The 13173-nt window shown below is 51.1% G+C and carries 15 protein-coding genes; 8 read left to right on the plus strand and 7 right to left on the minus strand.

The window, feature by feature from the left end; genetic code table 11:
- The first annotated feature begins 47 nt into the window (after positions 1-47).
- A complete protein-coding gene (locus D0C16_RS17650) occupies positions 48-323 on the plus strand; it encodes an HU family DNA-binding protein (protein ID WP_151033574.1) in 276 nt (91 codons plus the stop codon).
- Between the two features lie 105 nt (positions 324-428).
- Positions 429-1730: a dicarboxylate/amino acid:cation symporter gene (locus D0C16_RS17655; protein ID WP_151033575.1), complete on the plus strand. Its 1302-nt coding sequence runs from the start codon at positions 429-431 to the stop codon at positions 1728-1730.
- Between the two features lie 76 nt (positions 1731-1806).
- On the opposite strand, the gene D0C16_RS17660 is transcribed toward D0C16_RS17655, so the two are convergent.
- Together D0C16_RS17660 and D0C16_RS17665 are read right to left on the minus strand one after the other, a co-directional pair.
- Positions 1807-2535 (minus strand): hypothetical protein, encoded by a 729-nt coding sequence (locus D0C16_RS17660; protein ID WP_225318740.1) that lies wholly within the window; start codon positions 2533-2535, stop codon positions 1807-1809.
- Between the two features lie 144 nt (positions 2536-2679).
- Positions 2680-3297 carry a hypothetical protein gene (locus D0C16_RS17665; RefSeq protein ID WP_151033577.1) on the minus strand — a complete coding sequence of 206 codons (618 nt, stop codon included), beginning with the start codon at positions 3295-3297 and terminating at the stop codon, positions 2680-2682.
- A 187-nt stretch (positions 3298-3484) separates the two neighbouring features.
- Here D0C16_RS17665 and hisB point away from each other — a divergent pair, with 187 nt between their 5' ends.
- From hisB to hisF, 4 genes are all read left to right on the plus strand, one after another.
- Positions 3485-4078, plus strand: coding sequence for an imidazoleglycerol-phosphate dehydratase HisB (gene hisB, locus D0C16_RS17670; protein WP_151033578.1), 594 nt, complete (start codon positions 3485-3487; stop codon positions 4076-4078).
- Between the two features lie 2 nt (positions 4079-4080).
- Positions 4081-4743 carry an imidazole glycerol phosphate synthase subunit HisH gene (gene hisH / locus D0C16_RS17675; RefSeq protein ID WP_151033579.1) on the plus strand — a complete coding sequence of 221 codons (663 nt, stop codon included), beginning with the start codon at positions 4081-4083 and terminating at the stop codon, positions 4741-4743.
- Positions 4744-4851: 108 nt separating this feature from the next.
- Positions 4852-5583: a 1-(5-phosphoribosyl)-5-[(5-phosphoribosylamino)methylideneamino]imidazole-4-carboxamide isomerase gene (gene hisA / locus D0C16_RS17680; RefSeq protein WP_151033580.1), complete on the plus strand. Its 732-nt coding sequence runs from the start codon at positions 4852-4854 to the stop codon at positions 5581-5583.
- 12 nt (positions 5584-5595) lie between these two features.
- Entirely contained in the window at positions 5596-6369 is a 774-nt protein-coding gene (hisF, locus tag D0C16_RS17685; RefSeq protein ID WP_151033581.1) for an imidazole glycerol phosphate synthase subunit HisF, read from the plus strand.
- 74 nt (positions 6370-6443) lie between these two features.
- Here hisF and D0C16_RS17690 read toward each other — a convergent pair whose 3' ends face one another.
- From D0C16_RS17690 to gpmI, 5 genes are all read right to left on the minus strand, one after another.
- Positions 6444-6668: a DUF6316 family protein gene (locus D0C16_RS17690; protein ID WP_151033582.1), complete on the minus strand. Its 225-nt coding sequence runs from the start codon at positions 6666-6668 to the stop codon at positions 6444-6446.
- Between the two features lie 157 nt (positions 6669-6825).
- Positions 6826-7665: a divergent polysaccharide deacetylase family protein gene (locus D0C16_RS17695; RefSeq protein WP_151033583.1), complete on the minus strand. Its 840-nt coding sequence runs from the start codon at positions 7663-7665 to the stop codon at positions 6826-6828.
- A 16-nt stretch (positions 7666-7681) separates the two neighbouring features.
- The gene (locus D0C16_RS17700; protein WP_151033584.1) at positions 7682-9091 is read right to left on the minus strand and encodes a S41 family peptidase; all 1410 of its coding nucleotides are present in this window, start codon (positions 9089-9091) and stop codon (positions 7682-7684) included.
- Between the two features lie 150 nt (positions 9092-9241).
- A complete protein-coding gene (locus D0C16_RS17705; RefSeq protein ID WP_151033585.1) occupies positions 9242-10420 on the minus strand; it encodes a murein hydrolase activator EnvC in 1179 nt (392 codons plus the stop codon).
- A gap of 95 nt (positions 10421-10515) precedes the next feature.
- On the minus strand, positions 10516-12063 hold the full coding sequence (gpmI, locus tag D0C16_RS17710) for a 2,3-bisphosphoglycerate-independent phosphoglycerate mutase (RefSeq protein ID WP_151033586.1): 1548 nt from the start codon (positions 12061-12063) through the stop codon (positions 10516-10518).
- A 375-nt stretch (positions 12064-12438) separates the two neighbouring features.
- Here gpmI and D0C16_RS17715 point away from each other — a divergent pair, with 375 nt between their 5' ends.
- Entirely contained in the window at positions 12439-12852 is a 414-nt protein-coding gene (locus tag D0C16_RS17715; protein ID WP_151033587.1) for a rhodanese-like domain-containing protein, read from the plus strand.
- 30 nt (positions 12853-12882) lie between these two features.
- On the plus strand, positions 12883-13140 hold the full coding sequence (grxC, locus tag D0C16_RS17720; RefSeq protein ID WP_151033588.1) for a glutaredoxin 3: 258 nt from the start codon (positions 12883-12885) through the stop codon (positions 13138-13140).
- The last annotated feature ends 33 nt before the right edge of the window (positions 13141-13173 follow it).

Consider the following 13173-nt stretch of genomic DNA (forward strand, 5'->3'; position numbering starts at 1 on the left):
AATGCAGGTAAACTCCCCCGGCGATTCACTATTTAGGAGAAGAAAATATGCACAAGACCGATATAGTCGTAGCTCTGGCAAATAACACTGACTTGGGCGTTAACAAGGCTGACCTGGTGGTTTCTGCCTTTATCGAACAGATTACCAATGCGCTTGCTCGCGGTGAGTCTGTGGCCTTGTTGGGATTCGGTACCTTCAATGTTAGCGAGCGTGCCGCGCGCGAAGGGCGCAATCCGCAGACTGGAGCAACTATTCAGATCGCTGCTAGCAAGACTGTAACTTTCAAAGCGGGCAAAGCCCTGAAAGATGCGGTTAACGAATAACACTTTCCTCCGGCGGCATGACCACGCCGCCATCGCCTCTGATTTGACCAACACCAGACTCAACCAACAATAAAAGCTAAATACCTATTGCCCCGGGGTGTATCTATGTCACTAACCAATAAAATTTTACTCGGCATGGTGCTAGGGGTCATTGTAGGCGTGGTGTTCAACCTGATTATGGGGGTTGATCAAGCACATCAGACTGCCGCTAGTCCTCTGGGCCAGTGGTTACAAGTGTTCGTTATCAATGGTCTGTTTGACACCATCGGACAAATTTTTGTGGCGTCACTTAAATTACTCGTAGTGCCGCTCGTTTTTGTTTCTTTAGTGTGCGGTGCGGCGTCGCTCGGGGGGCACAACCGCATGGGGGCTCTCGCCACGAAAACGCTGGTGCTCTATTTGGTCACCACGGCCATGGCTATTGCCTTGGCAATGGGAGTAGCAGTATTTATCCAGCCGGGCGCCGGTGTCGATATGGCATTGTCCAGCACTTACTCGGCACCACCAGCTCCCTCGATCAAAGAAACTTTCCTTGATATTTTCCCGAGCAATCCAGTGCAAGCGATGGCCGAAGGCAATATGTTGCAGGTGATTGTTTTCTCAATTTTATTTGGTATCGCCATATCGCGTACCGGCGGTGAAATTGCGCTCAATATGCGGAATTTTTTTGAGCATTTGAACGAAGTTGTTTTGAAAATGATGATGTTGCTGATGCAGCTTGCGCCCTACGGTGTGTTTTGTTTGTTGGTGAAATTATTTGCGTCAATTGGTTTTGGGGCGATTCTGGATTTAGCCAAGTATTTTTTCACGGTGTTGTTTGTGTTGTTGTTACACGCTTTTGGTGTTTACGGAACTTTGCTAAAGCTGTTGAGTGGTTTAAGCCCGGTGATTTTTTTTAAAAAAATGTGGAAAGTGGCTGTGTTTGCCTTCAGTACATCGTCAAGTAACGCCACACTGCCGGTGAATTTGCGCACATGTGAACATGACCTCGGCGTGGATAATAAAGTGTGTAGTTTTTCGATTCCCCTTGGAGCCACGATCAACATGGATGGTACTGCCATCATGCAAGGTGTTGCGACGGTGTTTATAGCGCAGGCTTACAATATTGATATTGGCATTGCGGGATACTTGATGGTGATATTAACCGCTACGCTCGCCTCTATTGGTACCGCCGGTGTGCCCAGCGTCGGGTTAGTCACTCTGGCGATGGTGTTGCAGTCGGTTAATTTACCCGTTGAGGGCATTGCATTAATTATTGGTGTGGATCGCTTTCTGGATATGGTTCGCACTGCAGTGAATGTAACCGGCGATGCCGTTGTTTCGGTAATAGTTGCGAAGAGCGAAAATATGCTGGACAAAACCCGTTACGAAAACATGCAGTTAAATGCGGAAGTTGACCCTGTGTAAGCCCCCGGTGGATTAGTAAAATAAAAAAAGCGACTGTTTTATTCAGTCGCTTTTTTTATTTTGTACGCTAACCAAATTAATGTTTGGTGGGTGGGTTGGATTCAAACTCCACGCTGATAGCTAAATCATCCGTCAAGCAGGGCCAGCGCTCAAATTCCTGCTGCCAACCCTGGGTTTTGTGGGTGTCGATATAAGTAGAAAAATTTTTCCCATCAAATTTGTGTTCGTTGAGCAATAACTCGGCCGAAAATAACACTGCCTGATCCAGCTCATTGGCAAAAGGTTCGCCAATCAATTCGTGTGCGATGACATTCGCCACCGTCATATCCATAGGTGCGAGTGGAATTCCACTCTTGGCCATAAAGCGATCATTCACTTCTTCCAGCAGACGATGCGCAAGATAAGCTTCATCGAGCAGAGCTTCCAATTGACTGTGTGGATCAATAATCGATGGCGGTGATAAAAAATAGTCGCTGGCAATTTTTAAAAGTGGTTCTACTTCGTGATAAATCCCCGCTTCTTGCGCCATGGTACGAATTGCATCGATAAAATCCGGCACGTGTTTGATGTAGCGCAGGATAAAGTCAGCGAGACCTTTAGTGGCTTGGTCTTCGGGTAATTTAATGGCGGTGTGCAAGTGGCTTTTACGACATTCAACAAATTCCAATAATTTTCCTGAGGCGGAATCCTGAACTTGTGCCTGCGCAATTATTTGGCGAATTGGATTGAGTGGGTCGTTCAAGCGTAGTCTCTGATAATAGTTGTAACTAATCACGTTAACAGTCCTTCTGGGCGCGAGATTCATTAATCGCGCTTTAAAAGTAAACCATGGTCAAGCAAACGCAAGTGAGTCGTAATACCAACTTTTTATAAAAAACCGAGCAACCTTATAAATTGGCCTGATGGCATTTTCTGTGCCATCAGGCGCATGTTTAAACGACGAAATATTTTAGAAAGCCCCTGAAATTTTCAGGCGCAATGTGTTATCGAGATCACCACTGAAATACTGTTGGAACTGCAAACTTACGTCCACCGCCCCCAGGGTTTGGCCAATGCCCAGAACACCATAAATACCACCATCGATTTCAATATCTTCAGAATAGCAATCGCTGCAACTGCTGATGCTGCGCTCTGAGCCGAGTATGCCGCTTACGCCACCGCGCACGCTGAAGAAGCTCATGTTGTCCTGCCCGAAGCGATACTTGGGGCCGTATTCAGCGAACAGCATGAACGCATTTGCATCAGACTCTTCATAATCCTCATCGCCCCAGTAATCCTCTACATATTGGGAGAACTCGGCATTGTCGCGATAGAAAATAAAGCTGGCGCCCAGTGAAAGGGTGTTTTCGCTATCACTCGCGTAGTACTCAGCCGCGCCACCTATGGCAAACGCGGTATCTTCAATCCACTGCTCGGCCGCAGCTTCTTTATCAATGGTGATATGGTCAGCATGGCCTGACCAGCTCCACCCGGTTTGGCGAACCTGATTGCCGGATTGGGCGAGTGCTAATTGCCCGGTCGCAAGCAGGCAAGCACCCAGAGCGAGGGGTTTTAGAGTCTTTAACATAAAATTGATCCATCATTGAGTGAACGGTGACGGCGATAGATCATATCGCCCCTGAAGCAGAATTTTGCGCAGCCTAATCTGTACGCCGACTTAACAATCGCACTAATAGCGCGGCTTTCCGTGAATTCGGCGCGCCAAGTCTATATAATTCGCGCTTTCTATTGTGTATCAGCTTGTGAGTCTTCCTATGTCCGACCGTATTGCGCAGGTCACCCGTAACACCCTGGAAACCAAAATCAGTGTCAGCCTTAATCTGGATGGAGCTGGCAAAGGTGTATTCAATACCGGTGTTCCCTTCCTTGAACATATGATGGATCAGATCGCCCGCCACGGCATGATCGATCTGGATGTAACCTGTGACGGCGATACCCACATAGATGACCACCACTCGGTGGAAGATATAGGCATCACAATTGGTCAGGCCATTGCGAAAGCCGTGGGCGACAAAAAAGGTATTCGCCGCTACGGCCACGCCTATGTGCCATTGGATGAAGCTCTGTCGCGGGTAGTGATCGATTTCTCCGGTCGTCCGGGCTTGGTAATGGATATTCCCTTTACTCAAAAACGCGTGGGTCAATTTGATGTGGAGCTGTTCTGGGAGTTCTTCCAGGGCTTCGTCAACCACGCCGGCGTGACGCTGCATGTGGACAATTTGCGCGGCCACAATGCCCACCACCAGATCGAAACCGTGTTTAAAGCCTTCGGCCGCGCCCTGCGTATGGCGCTGGAAAAAGATCCGCGCATGGAAGGCATTATGCCTTCGACTAAAGGTAGCCTCTAAGCATGACGTCAGCGGTTAACAAGCAAACAGTGGCCGTGATCGACTACGGCATGGGCAATCTGCATTCGGTCAAAAGCGCATTGGAATTTGTGGCTCCGGAGCAACGCGTGCTGGTAACTGCCGATCCGGCGGTAGTGGCCGCAGCGGATCGCGTGGTGTTTCCCGGTGTCGGCGCTATTCGCGATTGCATGGCGGAAATCAAACGCCTCGGCTTTGATCAGCTGCTGCGCGAGCAAATCGCCACCGGCAAGCCAGTGCTGGGGATTTGTGTGGGTATGCAGGCACTGATGGATCACAGTGAAGAAAACAGCGGTGTGGAGTGCATTGGCATTCTGCCCGGCCAAGTGAAGTTCTTCGGCGATCAGCATCAGGACGCCGACGGCAACCCACTGAAAGTGCCGCACATGGGCTGGAATCAGGTGCATCACACTGATCACCCGCTCTGGGCCGGTATCGCCCAGGATGCGCGCTTTTATTTTGTGCACAGTTTTTATATCCACGCCGTCCAGCCGGCGCTGGTGGCGGCGACCTGCAACTACGGTCTGGAATTCCACGCGGCGCTGACCCGCGGTAATCTGTTCGCCGTGCAGTTCCACCCGGAAAAGAGCCACACCGCTGGTCTGCAGTTGTTGAAGAATTTTTTACACTGGGACGGCAAAGCCTGATCCCAAGTAGGTTGGTGGTGAGCTTGCGAACCCCAACGCTGTTCAAAATGGTCATGTTGGGGTTCGTCCCTCACCCCAACCTACATTCTGTTTAATCGAGATTGATCAATGTTAATTATTCCCGCAATTGATTTAAAAGATGGCCAGTGCGTGCGCCTGCGTCAGGGTTTGATGGATGATTCAACCGTATTCTCCGATGATCCCGTTGCTATGGCCGCACAATGGGTGCAACAAGGCTGTCGCCGCTTGCACTTGGTGGACTTGAATGGCGCTTTTGAAGGCAAGCCAGTCAACGGCGGTGTAGTAACCGCAATCGCCAAGGCCTACCCCAAGTTGCCAATCCAAATCGGCGGCGGTATTCGCAGCGCGGAAACTATTGAGTACTACCTGAATGCGGGTGTGGAATACGTGATTATCGGCACCAAGGCGGTGAAAGAGCCGCAATTTGTGACCGATATGTGCAAACAATTCCCCGGTCACATCATTGTGGGTCTGGATGCGAAAGACGGTTGGGTGGCGACCGACGGCTGGGCTGAAGTGTCCAATATTCAGGCGTCGGAACTGGCCAAGCGTTTCGAACAGGACGGCGTGAGCAGCATTGTGTACACCGATATCGCCCGCGACGGCATGATGCAGGGCGTGAATGTACAGGCGACTGTGGCCATGGCCCAGGCCTCCAGCATCCCGGTTATCGCCTCCGGTGGCATTACCAATATGGACGATATACGTGCGCTTAAAGCCGAAGCCTCTAAGGGTATTTGCGGCGCGATCACCGGGCGTGCGATTTACGAGGGCACCCTGAATATGGCCGAAGCCCAAGCTTACTGCGACGCAAATTAATCGGAATTTTTTATGGCACTCGCAAAACGCATTATCCCCTGCCTGGATGTCGACAATGGTCGCGTGGTGAAAGGCGTTAACTTTGTCGGTATTCGCGATGCGGGCGACCCGGTGGAGATCGCTAAGCGCTACAACGACGAAGGCGCCGATGAGATCACCTTTCTTGATATCACTGCGACCCACGAAGGGCGCGATACTACGGTACACACGGTGGAGAAGATTGCCAGTCAGGTGTTTATTCCGCTCACTGTGGGCGGTGGTATTCGCACCGTCGATGACATTCGCACCATGCTCAACGCCGGTGCCGACAAGGTGAGTATCAACTCGGCCGCGGTGTTTAATCCCGATTTCGTGAAAGCCGCGTCTGATCGTTTTGGGGCCCAGTGCATAGTGGTGGCGATAGATGCCAAGAAAGTCAGCCTCGAGGGCGAGACGCCGCGCTGGGAAATCTTTACCCACGGCGGGCGCAAGCCAACCGGCATCAATGCGGTCGAATGGGCAGTAAAAATGGCCGAATACGGTGCCGGAGAAATTCTGCTAACCAGTATGGATGGCGATGGCACCAAGAAAGGTTATGACCTGGGGGTGACGCGTGCTATTAGCGATGCGGTACCTATTCCGGTGATTGCCTCTGGCGGCGTGGGCAATTTGCAGCACCTGGTGGATGGCGTCACGCTAGGGCGCGCGGATGCAGTGTTAGCCGCGAGTATCTTCCACTTTCGCGAATACACAGTGCCGCAAGCCAAAGAATTTATGCGTGCCCAAGGAATTGAAGTCAGGCTTTAAGCGATCAGCTTTTAAACTGTTTGAAAAAGAAAGGGCGCCGACAGGCGCCCTTTGTGCACCGGCCTGAAGAGTTTTCAGGCCGCACGATACTGTTTCAGAACATCGGATACCTTGGGTTCGGATGCTTGAATAAACTCGATAAATTCGCCGACGCCGATTTCAGCATCGTCGCGGCTATCAAATGGGCCTATGTCCACGCCCTCGCGGGTGTTGTAGTACCAATAGCCATCTTTTTGTAGGTAGCGCCCATGGCGCGCTGGTACTGAACCCTGCTCGCCAGATCTATTTACTGTTGCCATATGTACCCCTCATTTGTTACCCGAACAATCGGTTCCTTTTGCAGGCTGATCAAAAATCACCCTCGCTGATTATAGACAGCATTTTGTTAGGCTTGCTAGATTTAGTTGTCCTCTAACAACACATTTCTTATAACCAGATCCCAGTTTTTTGACGGGTTTATCGCAAGCTAACTGGTAGATTGAATAACTGCTCATCAAACGGATCTATTGGGGCCCAGGTTTCTGGCCAAAGGCTCGCAGGTGGCGCAAGGCAGTAGGTTGATTTAGACGCTCTCGCAACTTGGGGAACGAGGGCTGAAACAGGCACTAGCTCGACCATGTGTGACTTTAGCAGGGGCTTGATACGCTGTAGCACTGCCAAGGTTTCCGGATAAGGATGCCCTATGGCAATGGCTGATTCTTGCTGTTTCGCCTTGTTCAACGCCAGCAATAATTGTTGCTCAATATGCTCCGAATTGCGCTCATCATCGAGGAAAACATCGCGTTTTCGACTGGGCAAACGGATGCGCTCTGCTTCGTTTAAGGCCTGGGTGAGTGCGCTGGTGCGACTGTCCACAAAATAGAGCTGGCGACTTTGCAGCTCGCGCATTAACCAGCGCATGGGCTCGGCTTGCTCGGTTAGCTGGCTGCCCATATGGTTATTAACCCCCTTGATATGAGGAATATCAGCCAGATTCTGGCGCAGTACGGCGAGGAACTCTGCTTGTTTCATGCCACTGACCAAACCTCCCCGCCCTAATGGATAGCGGTGATGATTGCTCATGGGGGCATGCAGCATAATTTCCTTGCCGCGTTTGTGTGCCAACTCGGCCAATTCGCGACCATGAGGAGTAAAAGGCAGGACAGCAATAGTGAAGGCGCCGGGTAAATTGGCGGTTCGCTTGCCCAGGCTCAGGTTGTAGCCCAGGTCATCGATAATAATCGCCAACTTCGCGGGAGCTTTTGCCTGAACCGGGAGTGACAGCGCGAGGCTGAGCCAGAATAAACATCTGCACATCAGCCCCGGCATGGAGTTATTGGCTGGTAGTTTCTGCTGGGGTTTCAGGTTGCACCACTATGTCCGGGGCTATGTCCGGCGCAGGCGCGGCAGCGAGCGGTGAACTTTGAATAAAGATATGCAAGCCCTTTAATAGATTGAGTGCTTCATGCAACTGATTATCTTCTTTCAATAGCTCAGCACTGGTAATACGCCGCTGTTCACGCTCTTTTCGATTACTCTCCTTGCCGCCCTTGCCATTGCCGAGATGGCGTGCCAAATCCGCTTCAGTGGTGTTCAAACCTTGCTGGATACTGGTGACCTGTACGCGTTCGACGTCAACATCCGGTTCTATGCCCTGGGCTTGAATGGAGCGACCATTGGGCGTGTAGTAGAGCGCGGTGGTGAGCTTGATGGCGCGGTCATTGCTGATGGGAATCACCGATTGCACCGACCCTTTGCCGAAGCTGCGGGTGCCCATAATTACGGCGCGCTTGTGATCCTGCAGGGCACCGGCAACGATTTCTGAGGCGGACGCGGAGCCGTCATTGATTAGTACTACCAGCGGTAAACCATTGGTGATATCGCCCGCTTCGGCGTTATAACTGATATTGGAATTATCCAAACGGCCCTGGGTGTAAACCACCTGACCGCCATCGAGGAAGCTATCTACGACTTCGACTGAAGCCTGCAGTACGCCACCAGGATTATTGCGGAGATCCAGAATCAGGCCTTTGGTATCAGGGTTTTTCTTTAATTGTTCGCGCAGCTTTTGCGCTATGTCTTTGCCGGTATCCAGTTGGAATTGGGCAATACGGATATAGAAATAGTCCTGCTCAAGGGTGCGGGTGCGCACGCTTTGCACTTTGATAATGTTGCGCAGCAAATTGAATTCGAGCGGTTGGTCGACGCCATCGCGCATTACAGTAATTTTAATCGGGGTATTTTTTGCGCCGCGCATCAAGTTGAGAGCCTTGGACAAATCCATTCCCTTGACCGGGTTATCATCGATACGCACCACTATATCGCCCGCCATAATGCCGGCTTTGGCCGAGGGACTGTCATCAATTGGTGTCACGACTTTCACGAAGCCTTCTTCGAGGCTAACTTCCAGGCCGACGCCGCCAAATTCACCTGAGGTGCTGGCTTGCAGGTCGGCAAAAGCTTCTTTGTCAAGATAAGCTGAGTGCGGATCCAACTCGGAGATCATGCCCTTAATCGCATACTCGAGCAGTTGTGCATCGTCGATTTCATCGACATAACCGTTGCGCACATGATCGTAAACGCGCGTAAAAGTGCGCAATTCCTCCAGCGGCAAGAGTCCGGCATCGGCAGCTGGCTTTTTTTCATCAGCACTGGCGGGCACGCTCAGCACAAGCGCGCCCAACAGGCTCGATAATGCCAGAGAGCGAACAGGAAAAATTCTGGGGATTGCAGCGAAAAACATGGTGTCTCCGAAAGACGCAAAACTGGAACAGCAGGGCCGGGAAGCGCAACACCAGCGATAGCCTTAGCCCTTGGAATCTACGTGGAACACTAAGCCAAAAACTCGCAAAATGACAGGGTTAATGCGAGATTTTTCACCTGCGGTGGGCAATTAACTGCGCGCGAGCCAGAGATTGGGATCGACAGGTTTGCCCTGATGGCGAATTTCAAAATACAAACCAGCACTGGCCTGGCCGCCGGAGTTGCCCACGGTTGCGATGGCTTCACCCGCCTGCACCGGTTCGCCGGCTTTTTTTAGTAAGCGTTGGTTGTGCGCGTAGAGACTCATATAGCCTTCGCCGTGATCAATAATCACTAGTAATCCGTGGCCGCCAAAATAATCGGCAAATACTACGCGCCCGTGATGTACCGCCTGCACACTATTGCCCATGGGTGCGGAAATATAAGCGCCGCTCCAATTCATTTGCCCGGCAATACGCGCACTCCCAAAGCGATGCACCATGCTACCCTGAGTGGGCCAAGGCATACGCCCCTTGCGCTGGGAGAATTTTTCACCACCTTTTGGCAGTGGCACATACCCAGGAGCATTTATTGCGCCGGTAGTAGCCACTTGGCGGGTAACCCGATCGAGCAGGGCCTGCAATTTGCGGCGATCCTCGCTTAATTGCTTGAGCGCTTGGTTTTTACTTTTCAGGTCTTCATTTACTTTTGCGAGTGCCTGTGCGCGTTCGCCGTGAATATTTTTTAAAGCGTCGCGCTGGCTGTCCAGTGCGCTTTGCATGCCCGCTAACTCAAGCGTTTTTTTTTCTATTTCGGGTGTGAGTGCATCGATGCGGGTGATGGTTTCAAGGTAGGATTTCATTTTAGCGGTGTGCGCTTCCATAAAGTAACTATGGTATTTCATGATGCGCGATACCTGATCAGGCGATTCCTGATTGAGCAACACTTTCACTTCACTTTGCTCGCCCAGCTTGTGCGCGGCGCGCATTTGCTCCGCGATTTGGGTTTGCTGGTTTTTGCGCGCCTGCTCCAACTGGCTGCGCTCACTTTTTAACTGGTTCAACTCTTTATTTTGCTGATTAAGTTCTTTATTAATTTCATCAGCTTTTTTTTGTAGTTCATTAATTTGTTGTTCGGATTTTTCCAGATCTTTTTGCAAATCCGTGCGCGTGCCCTGTACTTCCTTTAACTCTTTTTGCAGCGCTTCGATTTCTTTTTGCAGTTTGGCCATATCGGCTTTTTCATCGGCCTGCGCGCCAGTGCAAATTAATACGGCGCAGAGCAAGCTTTTGAGCGCGAAGGTTTTGGTGAAAGCAAAAAGTCGACTCATAGTAGTTAACAGTTCGTAGTTGTCGTCAGTGCCGAAAAAAATAAAACGGCTAGCAAGTGCCAGCCGTTTAGTGTCGTTGCTCGATCGGGTACTGATTAGCCAAGGCTAATCAGGTTTTTACCGGTCATTTCTTTAGGTTGTGACACACCCATCAATGCCAGAATAGTCGGTGCTACATCCGCGAGTGAACCACCGTTGGCCATAGTGCCTTTACGCTCGCTCACAAAAATAAAGGGTACCGGCAGTGTTGAGTGCTGGGTGTGAGGCTGACCGGTTTCTTCATCGAACATTTCTTCCACGTTGCCGTGGTCAGCGGTAATCAATGCATCGCCACCGACTTTTTTCACTGCGGCGAGTACTTTGTCCAGGCATACGTCAATGGCTTCTACTGCTTTGACCGCGGCTTCCATCAAGCCTGAGTGGCCTACCATGTCGCAGTTGGCGTAGTTGCAAATGATCGCGTCGTATTTGCCTGACTCAATCGCAGCAACCAATTTTTCAGTGACTTCCGGTGCACTCATTTCCGGTTTCAAGTCGTAGGTGGCGACCTGTGGTGACGGAACCAAAATGCGATCCTCGCCTGGATAAACTACTTCGTTACCGCCGTTGAAGAAGAAAGTCACGTGCGCATATTTTTCGGTTTCAGCGATACGCAATTGGGTTTTGCCCAAACCGGAAATATATTCGCCAAACGAATTGCTCAAATCTTCCGGCGGATAAGCGATAGGCGCCTTGATGCTGGAAGCGTATTCGGTGGTTTGTACAAAATGCGCGATGGCTGGATGGGTGTCGCCGCGATCAAAACCATCGAAAGGTTCGTCAATTAATGCACGTGTGATTTCGCGCGCGCGATCCGGGCGGAAGTTCATAAATATCACAGAGTCACCGTCGTTGATGGTGGCTACTTCCTCATCTTCGCCGCAGATTACCGTTGCTTTTACGAACTCATCGTTTTCGCCGCGCTCGTAAGCGGCTTTCAAACCGTCAACAGCGGTCAGCGAGTCAAATTCTGCATCACCTGTCACCATGACATCGTAGGCCGCTTTAACACGATCCCAGCGGTTGTCGCGGTCGAGCGCAAAATAGCGTCCAACGATAGATGCTACCCGACCGGTACCCAGTTGCTTGAACAGCTCTTCGGCTTTTTGCAGTGAGCTTTCTGCACTGCGCGGCGGTGTGTCACGACCGTCAAGGAAAGCGTGCAGATAGACATTTTTTGCGCCGCGCTCAACAGCCATTTTGATCATCGCGTACATATGATCCTGATGGCTGTGTACACCGCCTTCAGAGAGTAAACCCAGGATATGTACCGCTTTGTCATTGGCAATGGCGCTGTCTATGGCTTTCACGTATTCGGGGTTGGTGAAGAAGTCGCCGTCACTGATGGATTTGTTGATGCGGGTGAAGCTTTGGTAAACCACGCGGCCGGCACCAATAGTGGTATGCCCCACTTCAGAGTTGCCCATCTGGCCATCGGGCAGACCTACGTCCATACCTGAGGTAGCAATCAGGGTGTTGGGGCAGGTTTTCCAGAGGTTGTCATACACCGGCGTATTGGCGGCGTAAACAGCGTTGTATTTGGTTTTTTCCGAATAGCCGTAACCGTCGAGGATCAGCAAAACTACAGGTTTTTTGGCGCTCATAAATCGCTTCCAGTGTCGGGTGAACTTGAAGTGGCTGGCAGCTGGGGCGACTTGTGGTCGCCGCTATGCGCAACCCCAGGGTGGTGATCAGGGCGAAAGCCCGTAATTAGCAGGCATTCTAACGGGTTGGACGCCTCAACTCTATGTCTAAACAGGCTATAGGTCTTATAAATGCGGGAGTTTTTGGCGCATGCACCAGACCGATGCAAGCCCCGAATCGTGTATACTTCGCCGCCTTATCGCCCGAGCGCCGCCCGCGTGGATAAAGTTTCGATGGCTGTATTGAAATCGACTTTACCAATCCCCACTTTGATCGTACCGGGACAGGCGGCGGTGATTTCCTCCCCCCTGTAGATTTACAAGAAGGCCAAAACTGTGGATTTTTTTAATTTTGTTGCGCAAGAGTGGATACTCGTCACCATCCTGATTGTGTTGATTTATCTTTATGTGTGGCGCGACCGTATCAAGAGTGGCCGTCCGGTATCACCGCATGAGGTCACCCGTTTAGTCAATGAAGGCAACGCGGTAATTGTTGACCTGCGCGAAGGCGCCGAATTTAAAGCAGGGCATATTGTTGGTTCTGTGAATATCCCTTACGCCAAGCTCAGTAAGGAATCTACCGAAGTGGCAAGCCATAAAGGCAAGACCCTTATTCTGGTAGATAAACTCGGCCAACACGCTGGCGCAGTAGGCCGCCTGTTAGGTAAAGAAGGTTTTGAAGTGCGTCGCCTGGGCGGTGGTATCGCCGAGTGGCAGGCGCAGAGTCTGCCGTTAGTAAAAGGCAAGTAAGTGTCACTGGTTTAATTTTTGGAGTTTTTTATGGCCCGCGTGCTGATGTATACCACCGCTGTCTGTCCGTTCTGTGTTAACGCTAAAAAGCTGTTGGCTCAGAAAGGCGTTGCTGTGGAGGAAATTCGCGTGGATAGCCAACCGCAATTGCGTCAGGAAATGATGACCAAAAGCGGTCAGCGCACAGTTCCGCAGATCTGGATCGGCGACACCCATGTCGGCGGCTTTACCGATCTCTGGGCGCTGGATAAAGCGGGCAAACTGGATCCACTGCTGGCTCAACCCTGATTGGGCTGGTTGTTTTATTGTTTAATCCCAAAA

The sequence above is a fragment of the Cellvibrio sp. KY-GH-1 genome (assembly GCF_008806975.1).
In the GTDB taxonomy this organism is placed as follows: Bacteria; Pseudomonadota; Gammaproteobacteria; order Pseudomonadales; family Cellvibrionaceae; genus Cellvibrio.